The sequence below is a fragment of the Porticoccus sp. genome, from assembly GCF_965660005.1.
Classification (GTDB): domain Bacteria; phylum Pseudomonadota; class Gammaproteobacteria; order Pseudomonadales; family Porticoccaceae; genus Porticoccus.
The window spans coordinates 67,954-85,609 of sequence record NZ_CBFHYF010000001.1 but is presented as its reverse complement, the minus strand read 5'-3'; the positions used below and the strand labels follow the sequence as shown (position 1 = coordinate 85,609).

General features: G+C 52.2%; 21 protein-coding genes. 11 read left to right on the top strand and 10 right to left on the bottom strand.

Annotated features, from left to right (window positions below; genetic code table 11):
• The first annotated feature begins 52 nt into the window (after positions 1-52).
• Positions 53-1,294, top strand: a complete 1,242-nt coding sequence (locus ACTF5G_RS00450) for an MFS transporter (protein WP_438950846.1) — start codon at positions 53-55, stop codon at positions 1,292-1,294.
• A 5-nt stretch (positions 1,295-1,299) separates the two neighbouring features.
• On the opposite strand, the gene ACTF5G_RS00445 is transcribed toward ACTF5G_RS00450, so the two are convergent.
• A complete protein-coding gene (locus ACTF5G_RS00445; protein ID WP_438950845.1) occupies positions 1,300-2,091 on the bottom strand; it encodes a TrmH family RNA methyltransferase in 792 nt (263 codons plus the stop codon).
• A gap of 40 nt (positions 2,092-2,131) precedes the next feature.
• On the opposite strand from ACTF5G_RS00445, the gene ACTF5G_RS00440 reads away from it, so the two are divergent.
• Positions 2,132-2,497, top strand: a complete 366-nt coding sequence (locus ACTF5G_RS00440) for a TraR/DksA family transcriptional regulator (RefSeq protein ID WP_438950844.1) — start codon at positions 2,132-2,134, stop codon at positions 2,495-2,497.
• Positions 2,498-2,513: 16 nt separating this feature from the next.
• Here ACTF5G_RS00440 and ACTF5G_RS00435 read toward each other — a convergent pair whose 3' ends face one another.
• From ACTF5G_RS00435 to ACTF5G_RS00415, 5 genes are read right to left on the bottom strand one after another with little or no spacing between them, the layout of a single operon-like run.
• Positions 2,514-3,296: a pyridoxine 5'-phosphate synthase gene (locus ACTF5G_RS00435; protein ID WP_438950843.1), complete on the bottom strand. Its 783-nt coding sequence runs from the start codon at positions 3,294-3,296 to the stop codon at positions 2,514-2,516.
• 3 nt (positions 3,297-3,299) lie between these two features.
• The gene (locus ACTF5G_RS00430; protein ID WP_438950901.1) at positions 3,300-3,827 is read right to left on the bottom strand and encodes a peptidylprolyl isomerase; all 528 of its coding nucleotides are present in this window, start codon (positions 3,825-3,827) and stop codon (positions 3,300-3,302) included.
• A 46-nt stretch (positions 3,828-3,873) separates the two neighbouring features.
• Positions 3,874-4,572, bottom strand: coding sequence for a TIGR04211 family SH3 domain-containing protein (locus tag ACTF5G_RS00425; RefSeq protein WP_438950842.1), 699 nt, complete (start codon positions 4,570-4,572; stop codon positions 3,874-3,876).
• The gene (locus tag ACTF5G_RS00420) at positions 4,572-4,871 is read right to left on the bottom strand and encodes a YciI family protein (protein WP_438950841.1); all 300 of its coding nucleotides are present in this window, start codon (positions 4,869-4,871) and stop codon (positions 4,572-4,574) included. Before ACTF5G_RS00420 ends, ACTF5G_RS00425 begins: the two co-directional genes overlap by 1 nt.
• 4 nt (positions 4,872-4,875) lie before the next feature.
• Complete coding sequence (locus tag ACTF5G_RS00415) at positions 4,876-5,616, bottom strand: VC0807 family protein (protein ID WP_438950840.1); 741 nt, start codon at positions 5,614-5,616, stop codon at positions 4,876-4,878.
• A 239-nt stretch (positions 5,617-5,855) separates the two neighbouring features.
• Here ACTF5G_RS00415 and ACTF5G_RS00410 point away from each other — a divergent pair, with 239 nt between their 5' ends.
• The 9 genes from ACTF5G_RS00410 (at position 5,856) to ACTF5G_RS00370 (ending at position 14,070) form a co-directional block, all read left to right on the top strand.
• Positions 5,856-7,640, top strand: a complete 1,785-nt coding sequence (locus tag ACTF5G_RS00410) for a thiamine pyrophosphate-binding protein (RefSeq protein ID WP_438950839.1) — start codon at positions 5,856-5,858, stop codon at positions 7,638-7,640.
• A 568-nt stretch (positions 7,641-8,208) separates the two neighbouring features.
• Complete coding sequence (locus ACTF5G_RS00405; protein WP_438950900.1) at positions 8,209-8,487, top strand: EAL domain-containing protein; 279 nt, start codon at positions 8,209-8,211, stop codon at positions 8,485-8,487.
• Between the two features lie 122 nt (positions 8,488-8,609).
• Positions 8,610-9,233 carry an L-threonylcarbamoyladenylate synthase gene (locus ACTF5G_RS00400; RefSeq protein ID WP_438950838.1) on the top strand — a complete coding sequence of 208 codons (624 nt, stop codon included), beginning with the start codon at positions 8,610-8,612 and terminating at the stop codon, positions 9,231-9,233.
• A gap of 82 nt (positions 9,234-9,315) precedes the next feature.
• Positions 9,316-10,164, top strand: a complete 849-nt coding sequence (locus ACTF5G_RS00395) for a segregation and condensation protein A (protein WP_438950837.1) — start codon at positions 9,316-9,318, stop codon at positions 10,162-10,164.
• A 19-nt stretch (positions 10,165-10,183) separates the two neighbouring features.
• Positions 10,184-10,888, top strand: a complete 705-nt coding sequence (gene scpB, locus ACTF5G_RS00390) for an SMC-Scp complex subunit ScpB (RefSeq protein ID WP_438950836.1) — start codon at positions 10,184-10,186, stop codon at positions 10,886-10,888.
• A complete protein-coding gene (rluB, locus tag ACTF5G_RS00385) occupies positions 10,888-11,715 on the top strand; it encodes a 23S rRNA pseudouridine(2605) synthase RluB (RefSeq protein WP_438950835.1) in 828 nt (275 codons plus the stop codon). Before scpB ends, rluB begins: the two co-directional genes overlap by 1 nt.
• A gap of 35 nt (positions 11,716-11,750) precedes the next feature.
• Entirely contained in the window at positions 11,751-12,785 is a 1,035-nt protein-coding gene (locus tag ACTF5G_RS00380; RefSeq protein WP_438950834.1) for an NAD-dependent epimerase/dehydratase family protein, read from the top strand.
• Between the two features lie 4 nt (positions 12,786-12,789).
• Positions 12,790-13,602, top strand: coding sequence for an acyltransferase family protein (locus ACTF5G_RS00375; protein ID WP_438950833.1), 813 nt, complete (start codon positions 12,790-12,792; stop codon positions 13,600-13,602).
• Between the two features lie 33 nt (positions 13,603-13,635).
• Positions 13,636-14,070 carry a hypothetical protein gene (locus ACTF5G_RS00370; protein WP_438950832.1) on the top strand — a complete coding sequence of 145 codons (435 nt, stop codon included), beginning with the start codon at positions 13,636-13,638 and terminating at the stop codon, positions 14,068-14,070.
• Between the two features lie 8 nt (positions 14,071-14,078).
• Here ACTF5G_RS00370 and ACTF5G_RS00365 read toward each other — a convergent pair whose 3' ends face one another.
• Genes ACTF5G_RS00365 through ACTF5G_RS00350 form a run of 4 tightly spaced genes read right to left on the bottom strand, consistent with a single transcriptional unit; the run spans position 14,079 to position 17,593 of the window.
• Complete coding sequence (locus tag ACTF5G_RS00365) at positions 14,079-14,825, bottom strand: YciK family oxidoreductase (protein ID WP_438950831.1); 747 nt, start codon at positions 14,823-14,825, stop codon at positions 14,079-14,081.
• Positions 14,806-15,501 (bottom strand): HAD family hydrolase, encoded by a 696-nt coding sequence (locus ACTF5G_RS00360; RefSeq protein WP_438950830.1) that lies wholly within the window; start codon positions 15,499-15,501, stop codon positions 14,806-14,808. Before ACTF5G_RS00360 ends, ACTF5G_RS00365 begins: the two co-directional genes overlap by 20 nt.
• Before the next feature lie 16 nt (positions 15,502-15,517).
• Entirely contained in the window at positions 15,518-16,225 is a 708-nt protein-coding gene (ubiG, locus tag ACTF5G_RS00355; RefSeq protein WP_438950829.1) for a bifunctional 2-polyprenyl-6-hydroxyphenol methylase/3-demethylubiquinol 3-O-methyltransferase UbiG, read from the bottom strand.
• A gap of 42 nt (positions 16,226-16,267) precedes the next feature.
• Positions 16,268-17,593: a TRZ/ATZ family hydrolase gene (locus ACTF5G_RS00350; protein WP_438950828.1), complete on the bottom strand. Its 1,326-nt coding sequence runs from the start codon at positions 17,591-17,593 to the stop codon at positions 16,268-16,270.
• Positions 17,594-17,656 lie beyond the last annotated feature (63 nt).

Here is a 17,656-nt window from a genome sequence, read left to right as displayed (position 1 = left end):
GTTGCTATGTTGTCAACCTCTGAAGGTGCCATTTTGGCTAGTGTTATCTCAAATGACCGACAACGATAAAGGCTTGAAGGACAGCCCTACGGGCAGTTTTCGTTTTTACCTGCAGGGTATGGGTGTGAGTTCCTTCGCGCACGGGCTGCAGATCATACTGTTTCCCTGGCTGTTGGTCGGTGTCCTGAACGAGACGGCGGAGCGGGTTGGTATCGCGCAGATGGCTTTGATGCTGCCGCAACTGTTATTCGTTTTGTGGGGTGGCGTTCTCTCGGATAATCGTCACCCCGGACAACACCTGTTTCGCCTTTATCTACTCTATAACCTGCCATGTCTGATGTTGCTGGGAGCACTGTGGACAGGCCAGCTATCCTACAGTGCGATGCTGCTCTACGGGTTCTGTTTTGGCACGATTACCGCATTTGTACAGCCCGCCAGGGAAAGTCTGCTGTCGCGTGTTGTGGATACTCAGTTGCAACAGGCTGTGGCCAGGGCTTCCTTTGTACAGTTTGCTGCCCAAAGTGCCGGTATTTTTCTGGCTGGCTATATGGATCACATTGGCTTGTTGCCGTTGATTAGTTTCCAACTGGCATTGCTGGTCATTTCCGGTTGGCTGTTGCGAAAAAGCCTAGGCTATTTGCCAGAGGGCAGTATGGGACGCCGCGGTTCTACCTGGGTGGATATGATGTCCGGCTTGAAACTGGTCTGGCATCACCGGCGATTATTCCAGTTAATGATGGTGGTTGCGGCTACCGGGTTTCTCGGCTTTGGACTGTATCTTGTCGCCATGCCCCTGTTGACCCGGGAGGTCTATCAGCAGGGTGCGTCCTTTTTTGCGTCCATCCAGTTTACTTTTATGTTAGGTGTCATCATTTCCAATGTGATTATTATTCGGCTGGTGGGTCGCTTCAGGCAGTCCGGCAGGGTTCTGTTACTCAGCTTGCTGGTACGCGGCTTATTCCTGATGATGATCGCCCTTCATCCACCCGTCTGGTTATTATTTGTATTGGTGCTGTTGTGGGGAGGCGCTTCGGGGGTGGCCATGATGTTGGGCCGTTCCCTTACCCACGAGGAGTCGCCTCAGGAGTATCGGGCAAGGGTGGTCTCCGTTTACCAGTTATCGCTGTTTGGTGCTGCGACGGTGGGAGCATGGCTCAGTGGTCATGCGATTGCCTCCGTGGGGGTGTTGATGGCCATTGGTGCGCTGGGCGCATTGACTGTGTTGGCTGCAGCAATCGCCATTAAATTCAGTGATCTTTGGAAGCCATTGTCTTATGAGACTCAGGAACGCTGATTGGATCAGCAAGAGCCACGAAAAGCCAGCAGGGCTGCTGTGACGGCGACATTCAGTGACTCCACGCCATTTTGCATGGGAATCCGAAGACGAGTTGTACAACAGTCGTTGACGGTTTTGGAGACCCCCTCCGTTTCATTGCCCAGTACATAAACGACCGGTGTTTTCGGTCGGAAACCGGAGAGAGTCTGTTCTCCATCGGAGGACAGGGCACAGCAAGTGGCGCCCTGTTGTTTGAGCGCCTTCAGCGCCCCTGCCAGATTATCGCAGTGAATCAGTCTGCTCTTGAACAGAGTTCCGGCGCTGGCTTTGATCACCAGTGGGGAAATGGCAGCAATACCCTGAGCGGGTAACAGTAGACCGTGGCATGGGCTGGCGGTTACCGAGCGGATAATCATGCCGAGATTCTGTGGGTTGGTGACGCCATCCAGTGCAATCAGGCTGTAATTGTCTGTTAGTGGATTGGCGAGAAAGTCTTCCAGCAACAGGTGGTGGGGGCAAGCCAGATCGGCTGCCACGCCTTGATCCTGTTTGCCGTTGCGCGAAATGCGTGACAGTGCCTGACGGCTGTGAAACTTTATTTCCACACCCCGAACTTCGGCCAGTTTCATGATCTGGGCGATGATTCCCCCCGCTTGGTTGGATTCGGCAAGGTGCAGACGATAGCAGGGGATGTCGCCATCCTCGAGTGCTTCCAGCACCGGTTTTCGCCCATAGATGGTGAGCATTTTGTCAAAAAAACGCTTTCGCTGAAGATATTCGTCCCTTGGAGCAGACGTATTGTGTTGACGTGTCATTGTGCACAACCGGTAATCGATAAAGCACTATTATAAGCCTATGCAGAACTTACCCGATAAGCAGTTGAATCATTTCAGGGACATATTGGAAAGCCTGCGGGTCGAGCTCAGTGAGTTGCTGGATATATCAACGGGAGCAAGCCAAACCGTCACGCTTGATCAGACCACCGTAGGCAAGTTATCGAGAATGGATGCACTGCAACAGCAGCAGATGTGCCATGCCAGTAGGTCGGCTTATCGCAAGCGCTTGGTGGCTGTAGAGCGGGCTTTGCAGTCTCTGGATCAGGGTGAATACGGTTGGTGTGAACAATGCGGCGAGTTGATTGATTCCCGCCGGCTTGAGATAAAACCTGAATCGGCTCGCTGTATTGGCTGCCAGCAGCTCAGTGAAACTGAGGGAGCCTGAGCACCATAAAGGTTTGCTACTTGAGATCCTGCGAATTTGTCGCTAATTCAAGAATGGCTTTGTAGGCTTTGACGGCGTTCTCCAGTCCCAGGGTAATCGCATCCACGATCAGGGCGTGGCCGATGGAGACTTCTTTCAGGCCGGGAATGGTCGAAAATCTTGGCAGGTTGTGCAGGTTGAGGTCGTGTCCTGCATTGACCCCCAGACCGAGTTCTGTGGCCAGTAGCGCCGCCTGGTGGTGCTGTTGATACAGCCTTTCCCGTATTTCTGCATCATGGCTCCAAGCTGCCGCATAGGGGCCGGTATACAGTTCAATACGGTCTGCCCCGAGCTGTTTTGCCAGCTCAATCTGTTTCGGAATCGGGTCCATAAACAGGCTTACCCGAATTTTCAGGGCGTTCAGCTTCTCAATAACGGGTAGCAGTTTGTCAGCGGTTTTAGTCAGATCAAAACCGTGATCGGATGTGAGCTGATGATCTGAATCCGGCACCAGTGTGCACTGGTCGGGCAGTGAGGCTTCTGCGAGCGCCGTCAGCCCCGGATAGTCACCCCTGGCGGCTGCAAATGGATTGCCCTCAACATTGAATTCGATGTCAGGCAATGGCTTGAGCAGTTCCGCCAGTTGCAATACATCACCTGGCCGGACGTGGCGCTGGTCAGGCCTGGGATGTACCGTGATACCGTCCGAACCATGGCTGATACAGGCTTTGGCATGCTCAATCAGATTCGGATAATTTCCCTCACGGGAGTTACGAATCAGGGCGATTTTATTGAGGTTGACGCTGAGAGCGATGTCCATGCTTTACTGGGCATCCAGCAGGGTTGCTTCAATAATCCGTACCGGTTGCCTAGGTACATCGTCATGGCCCCCCGCCGAGCCAACCGGAACACTGGCAATTTTGTCGACTACATCCATTCCTTTGGCCACTTTTCCAAATACTGTATAACCGGGATTTTGTGGGGTTTTATCCAAATTCCAGTTGTCGTCAAGGTTGATGAAAAACTGCGCCTTGGCGCTATTGGGGTCAGATGTTCTGGCCATGGCCACTGTACCCCTGTGATTCTTGAGACCATTGTACGACTCGTTTTTAATCGGCTTGCTGGCCGGCTCTCTGGAGCTCATGTACTCATTGAAGCCACCTGCCTGAATCATAAATCCCTGAATGACCCGGTGAAAAATCAAACCGTCATAATGTTTGTTTTTCAGAAGCTGAATAAAGTTTGCGACGGTTGTCGGTGATTTTTCCGAATCCAGCGCCAGCTGAATATCTCCCATATTCGTTTTTATCAACACTTGGGCAGGTTCGCCGGGAGCTGCCAGGGTGCTCATGGTGCTCAATAGTAATATTGTTGCTGTGATGAAATGCTTCATGTGGTTATCCCCATTCCGAGAATCGTTTGCGTCGTTTTAATCTGGGCAAGATGAGAGTCAGCATGGATCCCATAAGCACCGCTAGTGCGCCATAAAGGAACCAGGTGTTTCTGTCACTGCTTTCCAGCTGGTGATTGGTTGCCTTCAATACATCGATTTCATTTTGCAATATACCGTTACGCTCCAGCAGTTCCTGGTTCTGTGCATTCATTGAAATGGCATTGGCAGACATTTTCTTGATCGATGATAGTTCACTGCTCACTTCATCATTTGTCTCTTTCACACGACCAAGCTCGGCAAGCGATTGGGCATTCTCTTCCTTCAGGCGTTGCAACTCTTCTGTCAGTTGCAACGCTTTTTCCTCGGCGGTAGCCAGTTGGGTTTTCATACGTTCAACCAGATCGCGTGCAACAGGTTCTTTTTGCAGATATTGCGAAGGCATCCAGCCATCAAGTCCGCTTGAGGTAGTGACGTGCGCCCAGCCCTCCCCGTTGGTTTCAACCAGTGTCATGGGGGTGCCGCTTTTAATGCCTCGGTGCAGAATGGAACACCCCGCGCAGGGTGATGATCGCAATGGCACTGAATATTCGTCAGAAACATAAATAGTCTCCGCACTGACGGTGCTTGCGAGCAGTAATAATCCCGCCATTGAAAATGATCGCATGATTCTGAACATAAGCGTCTCTAATAGCTGTGATGGCATCAAGGCAGCACCTTTTTAAACGGTTTGACCATGACGCTGGCATAGACACCAGCGATGTTATAGGGGTCGGTATCGGCCCACTTTTTTGCAGCTTCAAGTGATTCAAATTCGGCCACGATCAGGCTGCCGGAAAAGCCTGCTTCACCGGGATTGTCACAGTCTACTGCGGGGTGAGGTCCGGCGAGCAGCAGTCTCCCTTCAGCCTTCAGGGCTTCCAGTCTCGCCAGGTGGGCCGGCCTTGAAGCCAGTCGTATTTTCAGACTGTTTGTCACATCCTGACTGATAATCGCATACCACATGGGTTCACTTCTCTTTCTTGTCGTGGTGGTGGATAACCTCTTCAAGGGATAAGCCGGTCAATTTGGTAATTCCCCTGAATAGATAAAACAGCGCTCCGGTCAATACCAGCATGGCTGGAAGGGCTATGACCGGAAAACTCAACGCCGTCATTTTGCCCAGTTGATCATTAAATTCAACTGTGCCGGGCTGTGCGGTAATGAGCAGGGTGGCCAGCAGGTAATTCAGTAACGATGAAAGGAAAAAAGATCCGGCGACCATCCAGGACGCATTGCTCAGGCATTTTTCAAAATGCAGGGTGTTGCTCCTTTTTGCCAGTGCGGCAGCTACCCGGTCTGTCTGAAGTATTTTGTCATTGTAGAGAAACGTTTTTACCAGAGGATAGGGCGTTTTCAGGGAGACAACAGTGGCCAGCCCGAAGATGGCGGGAATTAACGCTTCCTTTATGGCGATATAGGCCGGGTCCAGTTCCAGAAGACTGATCCCGCCCGTCAACAATACGCTCACCACCCCCAGTGCAGAGAAGAAATTGATTCTTCTGGCAGCAACAAAGTCCTTCAGCCCGTAGATGACGGGGAACGCGAGTGCTACAACAATCCCGAGCCGGGTGCCGAGATAATCATCACCGCTGAGCTTGGTAAGAATCAGTGTGGGAATAATGATGTTGAAGAGCAGGTTGAGAAGCAGGCTTTCGCTTTTACCTTTATTCGCTGCAGTATTTTTGGGCGGGGGAGACAGCTCGTTCATTGGCAGGATGTAAACCGGTCTGTGTGTGGCTCGCCATTATAAGGTAAGGAGGCCGGTTTATCGACTGGAAGTGAACTCGCGGCTTTCTCCTGTGGGTGGCTGCACAGAACAGATAGTTATCCGTTAAATTACTGAATTTTTAATAAAAATAAGGCAATAATGCGTAAATCACTGAAATAGATTTAAGAAAAAGTCTTATCTCATTGATTAAAAAGGAAAAAATTATGGGCTCTCTCGGGATGAATAAAAAACCGAAGCAGCAGATGCAAGCGGATGCAGAGTTTGGGGATCTGTTGATAGCTTATCTGGAGCAGCTCGGAGTGGAGTATATATTTGGTATTCCCGGCGGTGCAATCGAGCCTCTTTATAACGCATTGGCACGCAGCGAGCGTCGAGGTGGCCCCCGTGCAGTGGTCGCCAGACATGAAACGGGTGCTGCTTTTATGGCGGATGGTTATGCCCGAAATACCGGTAAGCTGGGCGTGTGTTGTGCAACAACCGGCCCCGGTGCGACAAACCTGATTACAGGTGTAGCTTCTGCCTATGAAAACAATGTTCCGATGCTGGTGATTACAGTCCAGACCGCGTTGTCCACGTTTGGGCGGGGGGCATTTCAGGAATCATCCTGTACGGGAATCAATACAGTCGGCCTTTTTGAGCACTGTACTCGCTATAACACGTTGGTTTCTCATGTTGAGCAGTTTGAGAGCAAGTTGGCAACTGCTGTTATGACCGCATTTCAGTCTCCCTCCGGCCCAGTGCATCTCAGTGTACCCCTGGATGTTATGCGGGCGATGACGTCGGCAAAAACACCGGCCTATAATCTCTCTGGTTTATTACAACGTCCATCATTAATGGACGATCATGCTGTTGCCAAGCTTTACGAAGAAATTATCTCAGCCAAAACCCCGGTGTTTCTGATTGGCGATGAAGCCAGCGAAGCAATCGGCAGTATATTGAGCCTGGCCGTTGAAGTGGGAGCCAGGCTGCTGGTTACCCCACATGGCAAAGGGTTGGTAAGCCCCTATCATCCTCTATTCCGTGGAGTGATTGGTTTTGCTGGACACAGTAGTGCAAAAGAGGTTTTAACAGATAAGTCCGTTGATTTGGTGGTGGCAATCGGGGCAAGTCTGGGCGAGTGGGCAACAGATGGGTGGGATACAAAATGGCTGTTGACCAAGCGCATGATTCATGTGGAGTCTGCGGAAGTAAATTTTACGCGCAGCCCGATGGCCAAGTTGCATGTGCGTGGCCGTCTGTCTTCAATTTTTGAACGATTGGTCGAGTCCTACGAAGGTGATTGTAGAGTTAAGCTGCATGCGGTTGATGCAAGCGTGCCCGGTAAAACCCATGCTGAGGATGTTGAGCATGAGCGTTATTTCACTATTGACGATGAAGAAGGCTATCTTTCCAATGCTTCTCCAATAAAACCCCAGCGGTTAATGAAAGAGTTATCCAGTCTGTTCCCTCCAAATACACGTTATCTTGCAGATACCGGTGCCAGTTTTGCCTGGGCAACTCACTACCTTCACCCTTATGACCGCCGGATTGCTGGAAAGCGTGATGCCAACGGAGGATTATTTCGTGCAGCGCTGGAATTTGCTTCTATCGGGTGGGCCATCGGGAGTTCCATTGGTACGGCCCTGGCAAGACCAGGTAATCCCGTTGTATGTATCACGGGAGATGGCAGTATGCTGATGAATAGCCAGGAAATTACAGTAGCAACGCAAGAAAAGTTGCCAGTGATCTTTGTCGTACTCAACGATGGTGGCTACGGCATGGTAAAACATGGGCAGAGACTCACTGGTGCAGAAAATATTGGTACTGATATACCAGAAACAGATTTTGCCGTCTTTGCCAGGGCGATGGGTGTGGAATCCCATATCATTAATTCACCAGAGGATCTCTTGTCACTCGATATTGCAGCGATTTGTAACCGACTCGGCCCCACTTTGCTTGATGTCAGGATAGATAAAGACGAAGTTCGACCCATCAGTGTTCGAACCAATTTGATTGCACAATAATTATGATTGATGAAGATAAGCAGGAAAAAATTACCACTCAAATCTGGCGTGAAGTTCCTGAAGAGGATAATCCGTTTGCAGCGGCTTCCTATTATTGCGCGGGTTTTGACGTATTTGGTGATTTACTGCGCAATGCCAGCTACATTGATTATCTGTACCTGCTTTTTAAACTTGAACCACCTTCTACAGCGGCGTCAAAATTGTTGGAAGGCCTGGCACTTGCCTTAGCCAATCCAGGTCTGAGAGATCATAGTGTACGTGCAGCGATGTGTGCCGGAGTGGGTGGTTCCACTCGTGCATCGGCCCTGATTGCCTCCATTTCGGTAGGGGCCGGAAATCTCGGTGGCGGTCGCGAAGTCTATACAGCAGTTAACTATTGGCAGGCATGTGGCACTGATCTGGCAGCCTGGGAAGCGATCCTTAAAAACCCTCCCCGGGAAGAGCGGGTTGATGTCTGGATGCCGATGGAACATGCGCCGGGTTTTGACCCGAATGGCGTCAGTTGCTCCAGCCCTGTCAGGCAAACCCTGGCATATCTCGCCGAAGTTAGTGAAGGGGGAAGCCTTGCCTGGTTGATGCAGCATCGAGAAAAACTCGAAGCCTTTGCCGGTGCGCCTCTGGCCATGTCCGGTGTTGCTGCGACAGCAATGACCGATTTGTCACTTTCTGCCGAAGAGTCAGAAATGCTTTTTATGCTGCTTCGGTTGCCGAGGGTGTGAAAACGGAGGAACAATACCGTCTCCTTCAACAATTGGGTTGTGATACCTGTCAGGGGTATTATTTTGGCAAACCAGTATCGGCGGTAGAGTTTGAGAGGACTTTTCTTCGTCCGGCTGCCAGTTCATGAATATTTTTAATATTGCCTTGCCTGTTTAATGGCGGTTTTCCGCTTCCTGAGAAATACTTTTCCTGACTTTATTGATCGGTATTTGTGTAATAATTGTGTGGAAATTCACAGATGCCTGTTCTATGAGTCAGTTTTTCTCAATTCATCCTGAAAATCCTCAGCTGCGACTGATCCATCAGGCTGTAGAAATTGTTCGTGCCTGTGGTGTTGTTGTCTACCCCACAGATTCAGCTTATGCGCTTGGCTGCCAGATTGGCAATAAGAAAGCGCTGGACCGAATCCGTCAGATACGCCAATTGGACAAGCACCACAACTTCACCCTGATGTGTCGTGATCTTTCAGAGCTGGCGGTCTACGCCAAGGTGGATAATCAGGTATTTCGTCTGTTGAAGACCTACACCCCCGGAGCCTACACCTTTATTTTGGATGCGACAGCGGAAGTACCACGTCGGCTGATGCACCCGAAACGTAAAACGATCGGGCTTCGGGTACCGGGTAATCCGATTGCGCAGGCGCTGCTTGAAGAGCTGGGTGAACCCCTGATGAGTGTTACCCTCATCATGCCAACGGATGAATATCCGTTGACGGATCCCTATGATATCCGCGATACCCTTGAACATCATGTAGACCTGATCGTTGATGGGGGCTATTGTGGCCTTGAGGCGACAACAGTGGTAGACCTATCTGGTGAAGTGCCCCGGGTAACCCGCCAGGGGGTTGGCCAATTTGAAGATCTTGTCATCTGAACAGACAGTCTTCGTCCAGTGGCTGTGATAGCGAATCACAGTATAATGCATCGGTTGCTAAATCATCTGCCTACAATAATTTATGACCATAACAGCTGCTCCGGAAGGAGAGACAATCCAAGCGGACCCGGTCTCTGAGGTTCAGCCTCACCCCTTGCAAGGGGAAATGCCTTTTGCTGTCGTGCTGGGGCGTCAGATTACCGAGATACCCAAAGATCTGTATATCCCACCTGAAGCGCTGGAAGTCTTTCTTGAGGCATTTGAAGGGCCACTGGATCTGCTGCTTTACATGATTCGGCGCCAAAACCTGGATATTCTTGAAATCAACGTTGCAGAGATTACCCGGCAGTACATGGCCTACATTGAAATGATGAAATCCATGCAACTGGAGCTGGCCGCTGAATATCTGTTGATGGCGGCCATGCTGGCCGAGATTAAATCCCGAATGTTGTTGCCTCGTCAGATGGCTGAAGAGCACGAAGATGATCCGCGGGCCGAACTGATCCGCAGACTCCAAGAGTATGAACGTTTCAAGCAGGCCTCTGAAGACATTGATGCCTTGCCGCGTCTCGGCCGCGATGTGTTTATCGCCACTGCAAAAACACCGGATTGTCACCAGCAGCGACCCGACCCGGACGTTGCCATGAAGGAGCTGCTACTGGTGCTTGCCGATGTGCTGCGTCGGGCACAGATGTTCGAGAGTCACAAAGTGCAACTGGAACGGTTGTCGACCCGGGAGCGGATGTCCCAGGTGCTGGAAGCGCTCAGAGGAAAGCAGTTTTTGCTGTTTGTCAGCCTGTTCAAGCTGGAAGAGGGCCGCAGTGGTGTGGTGGTTACCTTTTTAGCATTGATGGAATTGATCAAAGAGTCTCTCATAGAAATTGTACAGAGCGAGGCCTACGGTCCTATTCACGTCAAGGCTCGCTCCTAGCTCCGGTAACAGAGACGATATGACAATGACAAATGATCAGTTAAAAAAAATTGTTGAGGGTGCTTTGCTGGCAGCCGGGCGATCACTGGATATTGGCCACCTGCAAAACCTGTTCGATATCGATCAAGTGCCGGCAAAAGATCAGCTGCTGGCAGTCCTTGAAGATATCGATGCAGCATGCAGCGATCGTGGATTTGAGTTGAAACGCACCGGTAGTGGTTACAGGATCCAGGTCCGGCAGGAACTGTCGCCATGGATCAATCGTCTCTGGGAGGAAAAACCCAAAAAATACTCCCGTGCCCTATTGGAAACCCTGGCGTTGATCGCTTACCGCCAGCCGCTTACCCGGGGTGACATTGAAGATGTTCGGGGGGTGTCTGTCAGCTCGGAGATTATCAAAACGCTCCAGGAGCGTGAGTGGATCAGGGTTGTCGGCCACCGCGATGTCCCCGGTCGCCCTGCCCTGTACGCCACCACACGCGAATTTCTCGATTATTTCAGCTTGAGCAGTCTCGATCAATTGCCGCCATTGAGTGAGATCCGCGATATTGATGATATCAATCCGACATTGACCCTTGAGATATCGACACAGAATCAAAATAAAGAGGATTCCCGCGATGCTTTCGCAGAAGCTGACGAGATAGCAGGCTCTGGGATGGGATCCCGTCCAGATGATAATGACTCTACAGAAATCAATACACCTTCCGGCGATTGGCAACACTGATGTCTGAAAAATTACAGAAAGTACTGGCTGCGGCCGGTTATGGCTCGCGTCGTGAACTCGAGCAATGGATCAGCGATGGCCGCGTGGAGGTGAATGGAAAGCCCGCCAGGCTGGGTGATCGGGTCACCACTGAAGACGCAGTAAGCGTTGATGGCAAGCGCGTCAAGTTCGTTGCCGCTGACCAGAGAATTCGTGTGCTGCTCTATAACAAGCCCGAGGGTGAAGTCTGTACCCGCGCTGATCCCGAGGGTCGTAAAACCGTATTTGACCATCTGCCCAGGTTGGCAGGCGAGCGCTGGGTCGTGGTGGGCAGGCTGGACATTAATACCACCGGACTGTTGCTGTTTACCAACAATGGCGAGTTGGCCAATCGGCTGATGCACCCCTCCTATCAGATTGACCGGGAATATCTGGTGCGTGTGCACGGTACTGTTGATGACCCGATGCTGAAGCGCCTGCGTGAAGGCGTGCTGCTTGAAGACGGTCCGGCCAAATTCAGCGATATCGTGCCCGGCGAGCGGGTCGGCAGCAATGGTTGGTATACCGTAGCGCTGATGGAAGGGCGCAACCGGGAGGTGCGGGGTCTGTGGGAGTCTCAGGGTGTCGAAGTCAACCGTCTGAAGCGCGTTCGGTTTGGGCCAATCTTTATGCCATCCTATGTGCGCATGGGTCAGTGGGTAGAGCTTGATGAACGCGCATTGGCGGACCTGTTGGCTGCCACCAATATGTCGGCCAGCAAAAAGCAGCGCAAACAATTGCCTGAGGACAAGAAGCGCTGGGAGCGACAGATGAAACGATTGCGTTCCAAGGGGTCATCGTCCCGATAATTCGGACCAACTACGGAGTGCCTGGGCATGGTATTTTGACAAAGCGGGCCTTTATAACCGGTGCCACCGGGTTTGTGGGCGGAGCCCTTGCGCAACGATTGTTATCCGATGGGTGGGAACTGGTGGTGCTGGTTCGCGAGCAGAGTCAGTATACTCCACTGGAAAAGCCGGGTGTGACGGTTGTTTTCGGTGATCTCTGCCAGCCGGAAGCGCTGTCTGCTGCGATGGAAGGTTGTGCTGTCGTTTTTCACTGCGCTGCGTTAACCGGCGTCGGACACCGGATGGATGCTTTTCATCAGGTTATTGCCGAGGGCACATGCAATCTTCTGCAGGCAGCAGGTTTGGCCCGGGTGCAGCGCTTTGTGTATGTCAGCAGCATTCTTGTTTATGAGCTGACAGAAAACGTCACAGAGTATACCGAATCCATGCCATTGCTCACCTCCAGTCTGGACCCCTATGGCCGGGCCAAAATTGCCGCGGAATCCGCTTGCCTTGAGGCACAGCGTGAAGGATTGTTTCAGGTCAGTATCCTGAGGCCGGTATTTATCTACGGGCCTGGGGATCGGCCAGGCGGTTTTTTGCCGACATTGCTGTCAATGCTCAAAACGCGTCGATTTCGTCTGGGAAATGGCGGTTATAGCCGGATTCCAATGATCTATATCAGTGACCTGGTTGACCTGGTTGACCTGGTTGACCTGTTGATACTTGCCGCAGAGCACCCCCGAGCTGATGGTCAGATATACAATGCCTGTTCCATAGATTCTCCCCAATGGCGTCAGCTGACAACGCTGTTGTGTGAAGAGATGCAGCTGGCCATGCCCGGCAACATCAATGTCCGCCTGGTTGGGTTGATGGCTGTTGCCGCCGAGGGTCTGGCCAGAATCGGGCTTCTTGGGATATTGCCCATCAGCAAGGCGGCGGCGAAATTATTGTCTTATGATGCTCGATTTCCCACTGACAAAGCAGAACAGCAGCTGGGGTATACGCCCCGGGTTGCCTTTCGGCAAGGCGTTTCTGAATGTCTGCCGATGCTTCGTGAATGTCTGAACCCCAATGCTGGTAGCGAATAAAAACGTGTCGAATTCTGTAGGTCCTTTTGCCCTTCGTAACAACCTCAAATTTCTCTTCAGCCCGCTGCCTGGCCAGATGCGACCAGTGGATGGCCTCCGTGCCATCTCTATTCTGCTCGTATTGGCCATTCACTGCGTCTGGATACTGGCCGTTTTTGATGAGGGCGCAGCCCAGTTTTTTTATCAGGCACCGTTCTGGTTGAACTGGGTATTCAATGGTGAGTTGGGTGTCGATGTTTTCTTTGTGATCAGTGGTTTTCTGATTACATCGATCCTGATGGGCGAGTACCAGTCTTCGGGGGGTATCCGTTTTGGCCACTTTTACAAGCGTCGATTCATGCGGCTGATGCCGGCTTACCTGCTTGCCATGGGTTTTGGTCTGCTGCTGTTGCCCAACGGAGAATACATTTGGAGCAACCTGCTTTACATCAACAATTTAATGCCGGCATCCACTCATTTTATGCCGTGGACCTGGTCTTTGGCGATTGAGGAGCAGTTCTATTTTCTGTTCCCACTGTTGCTGCTGTGGGTTTTGCGTCGCCGCAGTGTCCGGTTTTTAGGGGTTGCCATGACCATTGCGGTTGTTGCCTCGCTGTTAATTCGTTATCTGGTGATCAAACATTACCAGCTGCCACTGCCCATCTGTTGGTATGAAAACGCCTGCGAAGGTTTTTTTGAGGTGATTGATCATATTTATGTGAAGCCATGGACCCGTTTTGGCAGTTTTCTGCCGGGTATTTTTGCTGCCTATTTTCATGTCTATCACCGGGAGGCACTGCGGGATTGCTTTCTGAAATATCGCAAGCCCATCGCCTGATTATCCCTGTTCTCATTGCTGCTGGTGGTGGTGGTGCTGTCGATCCCCATCAACAATCAACTGGTGTCGTTTTCTCCCTCACTGGGCACTTTTTACTACGTGAGTTTCAGACACCTGTTTACCATTGCGGTCGGGTTTCTTCTGATCAGTAGCCTCTATTGCGAGTACGGTTTTTGTGGTTGGCTCAGCCGGGGTCTTTCCGCGCGGTGGTTATATCCCATAGGCCAGTTGGCCTACTCAACCTACCTTTTCCACCCGTTCGTGATCGGCGCGCTCTATGGTGCAATGTTCCAGCTGGCGGCTGAATTGCCTACGCTTGAGAAAATTGCCATTGCAACACTTGTGGGTGTCCCGCTCAGTTTACTGATCGCAACCATGGTGTATTTGTTCATTGAGCGGCCTTTTATGAATATGCGTGGAAGCCCCCGGCGACAGGCCGAAAAGATGGCGGTGACTGGCCGGGGCTGAAGGGTTTTCTACTGGGCGTCCAGGGAGTGCCCCGTTACCCCTTCGCTGGCGCTGCCCATGAGATAAAGAAACGTGGGCATAATGTCGGCAGCTGTTTTTACGGTTGCCGGGTCTTCCGCTGGAAATGCTGTTGCCCGCATACGAGTCCGGGTCGCCCCGGGATTGATGCAGTTCACTCTGATGTTGCTGGTTCCCTCGAGTTCATTGGCCAATACCTGTGACAAGCCCTCAATGGCAAACTTGGAGACGGCATAAGCACCCCAGTAGGGTTTGCCCACTCGGCCAACACTGGAGCTGGTGAAGATAATCGAGGCACTGTCCGATTTTTCCAGCAGAGGCAGTAGTGCCTTGGTCATGAGAAATGCTGCTGTCACGTTCACCTGCATGACTTTTTGCCAGCTGGTCAGGGTATAGTTGGCAATGGGTGTGCGCTGGCCCAATTCGCCGGCACAGTGAAGCAGGCCGTCCAGTCTGCCAAAAACCTCCTCGAGACGGTCGTGCATATCGCGGTAATCTTTTTCTACCGCACCGTCCAGAGAAATGGGATAAATACCCGGTTGAGCGCCGCCGGCTTTTTCGATTCGGTCATACACCTGTTCAAGCTTGGGGACAGTGCGCCCGATAAGGATGACCGTGGCACCATGGGCCGCAAAGGTTTTTGCTGCCTCGGCACCAATCCCATCTCCCGCGCCGGTGACCGCAATAACCTTGCCGTCGAGCAGATTGTCGGGCGCTTCATACTGCTTGTGATTCATGGGATGTCCTCTGAAAAATCAAGGGTGATAACTGGTTTGCATCATCCACTGTAAAGGTTGCGCCCCAATCACCCGGATCATCATTTTCGTCCAGATAGCCGTAGGCTGCCGCAATGGTAACGGTGCCGGCACGTATCCCGGCTTCGATATCCCTTCGATGATCCCCAATCAATACGGCTTTCTCTGGAATAATCGCCAACTCCTGAAGTGCCAGTAAAACGGATTGCGGGTCTGGTTTGGTGTGGGTGACATGATCGGGACAGATGATGGTGGCAGGTGGTGGATTCAGGCACAGCTGCTCCAGGATGGCCAGGGTATACCGCTCAGGTTTGTTGGTCACGATTCCCCAGGGAATCCGGTAGTCGGCCAATTCGGCCAGCAACTCGACAATGCCCGGAAAGGGTCGGGTCCGGTCCGCCAAATGCTCCATATACAGTGACAGCAACTCCTGGCGCAGGGGTTCAAAATCCGGATGATTTTTGTTGAGAGAAAATGCTTCGCTGATGATTCCTGCGGAGCCGTGGGTTACCATTTTCCGAATGGAGTCTTCTGTCAGGGGAGGCATATTCCTTTGGCCGAGCAACCGGTTAGTGCAGGTCAGGAAATCTGGTGCAGTATCCAGCAGGGTGCCGTCAAGATCAAACAGGACAGCCTGAAATTTTGGTTGTTTGTCCATTAAGCGGGATATCCCATCAGGCGGGTTTGCGCACGCAGACCATGTAATTGACATCCACATCGCGATCGGTCATCCGGTAGCGGCGTGTCAGCGGGTTGTAGACCATCCCCGTCATGGCCTGCATCTCCAGTCCACATTCCCTGGCCCAGTGAGAGAGCTCTGATGGGCGAATAAATTTGCTGTAGTCATGAGTCCCCTTTGGCAGAAGCCGCAGCAGGTATTCGGCGCCGATAATGGCGAACAGGTAGGCTTTAGGGTTGCGATTGATCGTTGAAAAGTACAGATAGCCACCCGGTTTTGCCAGCTGCGCACAGGCCTCCATCACTGACAGGGGGTCTGGCACATGCTCAAGCATTTCCAGACAGGTGACAATATCAAATTGTTCGCGATGCTGTGTGGCCATATCCTCTGCAGTACTGCGCAGATAGTTCACGGAGACACCGCTTTCCAGTCCATGCAGTCGGGCGACCGCCAGCGGCGCCTCGCCCATATCAATGCCGGTGACGTCTGCACCACGGTGCACCATCGCTTCAGCAAGAATCCCTCCGCCACAGCCCACGTCCAGCAACTTTTTTTCCGCAACGGGGGAGTACCCGTCGATCCAGTTGACCCGCAGCGGGTTGATATCGTGCAGTGGCTTGAATTCGCTTTCCCGGTCCCACCAGCGACTGGCGAGCGCTTCAAATTTGGCGATCTCGGCACGATCAATATTGGGCGATGACATCTGGAATCCCCAGTTAGAATATGTGGTGGATTTAAAAGTATTTCAACTTTTACCGGTAAATTTGCGCTGCCATTGCCTGGCCTTGATCAGGACTTCCTGTTCGTTGATGGTCTGGAGTTGCCGTTCTAGCATCAGAGCTCGACCATTGACCCACAGGTGGCTGACGCGACTTCCGGCGTTGGTGTAAACCAGTTGGGAGGCGGGATTATACAGTGGTTCAGTTTCGATTGTCCCAATCTCCACCGCGGCCAGGTCAGCCGCTTTGGCCGCTTCAATACTGCCAATGCGGTCTCCCCAGCCCAGTGCTCTGGCACCATTGATGGTGGCCATACGCAAGGCGGCATGGGCGTCCGCAGCACCCGGATCACCGGAAACGGCCTTGGCGACCATCGCTGCTGTGCGCATCTCGCCAAACATATCCAGATCGTTATTGCTGGCGGCACCGTCAGTACCCAACGCCACGTTGATCCCTCTCTCCTGGAGCTGCACCAACGGACAGAATCCGCTGGCCATCTTCAGATTGGACTCCGGACAGTGAATAACATGCGCGTTGAAACTGGCAATGGTTTCCAGGTCGCTCTCGTCCAGTACCGTCATGTGTACACACTGGGTAAGGGGTGAGAGGAACTCCAGTGCCTTGAGCCGCTGAATGGGTCTCAATCCGAACTGCCCCAGGCTGTCTGAAACCTCACCCGCGGTTTCATGCAGATGAATCTGGACGCAGGTGTCCAGCTCCTGAGCGTAAGTGGCTATCTTGCGGAGTGGTTCATCGGAGAGGGTGTAGGGTGCATGGGGGCCAAAGGCAATGCGTGTGAGATCCCGTCCCTTGTAGTCGTCCCGCAACTGCAGGCCTTTGTGGATATACTCATCGGGTCCCCGTCCCCAGGGGGAGGGGAAGTCGAAAACCGGAAAGGCGATCTGGCTGCGAATGCCGGCATGGCTGGCAACCCTGGCAGCGCTTTCGGGAAAAAAATACATGTCAGAAAAACAGCTGGTACCGCTGCGAATCATTTCCGCAACCGCGAGTTCAGTGCCGTCCTTTACAAAGCTGTCGCTGACCCAATTCATTTCAATGGGCCAGATATGCTGTTCCAGCCAGATTTTCAGCGGGTAGTCGTCAGCGTAGCCGCGCAGCAGTGTCATGGCTGCATGACCGTGGGCGTTGACCAGTCCCGGCATCAGAATATGATTTGGCAGCGACACATGTTCACGGGCGCAATACCTCCGCTCTGCCTCAACGAGCGGCAACAGGGCGAGAATATCCCCATCGCGAATAGCCACACAGCAGTTTTCGTAAACCTGACCCTCCGGGATGATCGGGATAATCCAGCGCGCTGAAATCAACAGGTCTATGGGCTCAGCCGTCATGATGGGCCATTCCTTGAATCGGTAGCAGGTCGCGCATTATACCCGCAGAAAAAAGATCATTAA

Bases quoted from the DNA above. Each gene is read 5' to 3' on its own strand.
- ACTF5G_RS00450 (WP_438950846.1), top strand. From the start codon at position 53: ATGACCGACAACGATAAAGGCTTGAAGGACAGCCCTACGGGCAGTTTT.
- ACTF5G_RS00445 (WP_438950845.1), bottom strand. From the start codon at position 2,091: ATGACACGTCAACACAATACGTCTGCTCCAAGGGACGAATATCTTCAG.
- ACTF5G_RS00440 (WP_438950844.1), top strand. From the start codon at position 2,132: ATGCAGAACTTACCCGATAAGCAGTTGAATCATTTCAGGGACATATTG.
- ACTF5G_RS00435 (WP_438950843.1), bottom strand. From the start codon at position 3,296: ATGGACATCGCTCTCAGCGTCAACCTCAATAAAATCGCCCTGATTCGT.
- ACTF5G_RS00430 (WP_438950901.1), bottom strand. From the start codon at position 3,827: ATGAGCACCCTGGCAGCTCCCGGCGAACCTGCCCAAGTGTTGATAAAA.
- ACTF5G_RS00425 (WP_438950842.1), bottom strand. From the start codon at position 4,572: ATGCCATCACAGCTATTAGAGACGCTTATGTTCAGAATCATGCGATCA.
- ACTF5G_RS00420 (WP_438950841.1), bottom strand. From the start codon at position 4,871: ATGTGGTATGCGATTATCAGTCAGGATGTGACAAACAGTCTGAAAATA.
- ACTF5G_RS00415 (WP_438950840.1), bottom strand. From the start codon at position 5,616: ATGAACGAGCTGTCTCCCCCGCCCAAAAATACTGCAGCGAATAAAGGT.
- ACTF5G_RS00410 (WP_438950839.1), top strand. From the start codon at position 5,856: ATGAATAAAAAACCGAAGCAGCAGATGCAAGCGGATGCAGAGTTTGGG.
- ACTF5G_RS00400 (WP_438950838.1), top strand. From the start codon at position 8,610: ATGAGTCAGTTTTTCTCAATTCATCCTGAAAATCCTCAGCTGCGACTG.
- ACTF5G_RS00395 (WP_438950837.1), top strand. From the start codon at position 9,316: ATGACCATAACAGCTGCTCCGGAAGGAGAGACAATCCAAGCGGACCCG.
- scpB (WP_438950836.1), top strand. From the start codon at position 10,184: ATGACAATGACAAATGATCAGTTAAAAAAAATTGTTGAGGGTGCTTTG.
- rluB (WP_438950835.1), top strand. From the start codon at position 10,888: ATGTCTGAAAAATTACAGAAAGTACTGGCTGCGGCCGGTTATGGCTCG.
- ACTF5G_RS00365 (WP_438950831.1), bottom strand. From the start codon at position 14,825: ATGAATCACAAGCAGTATGAAGCGCCCGACAATCTGCTCGACGGCAAG.
- ACTF5G_RS00360 (WP_438950830.1), bottom strand. From the start codon at position 15,501: ATGGACAAACAACCAAAATTTCAGGCTGTCCTGTTTGATCTTGACGGC.
- ubiG (WP_438950829.1), bottom strand. From the start codon at position 16,225: ATGTCATCGCCCAATATTGATCGTGCCGAGATCGCCAAATTTGAAGCG.
- ACTF5G_RS00350 (WP_438950828.1), bottom strand. From the start codon at position 17,593: ATGACGGCTGAGCCCATAGACCTGTTGATTTCAGCGCGCTGGATTATC.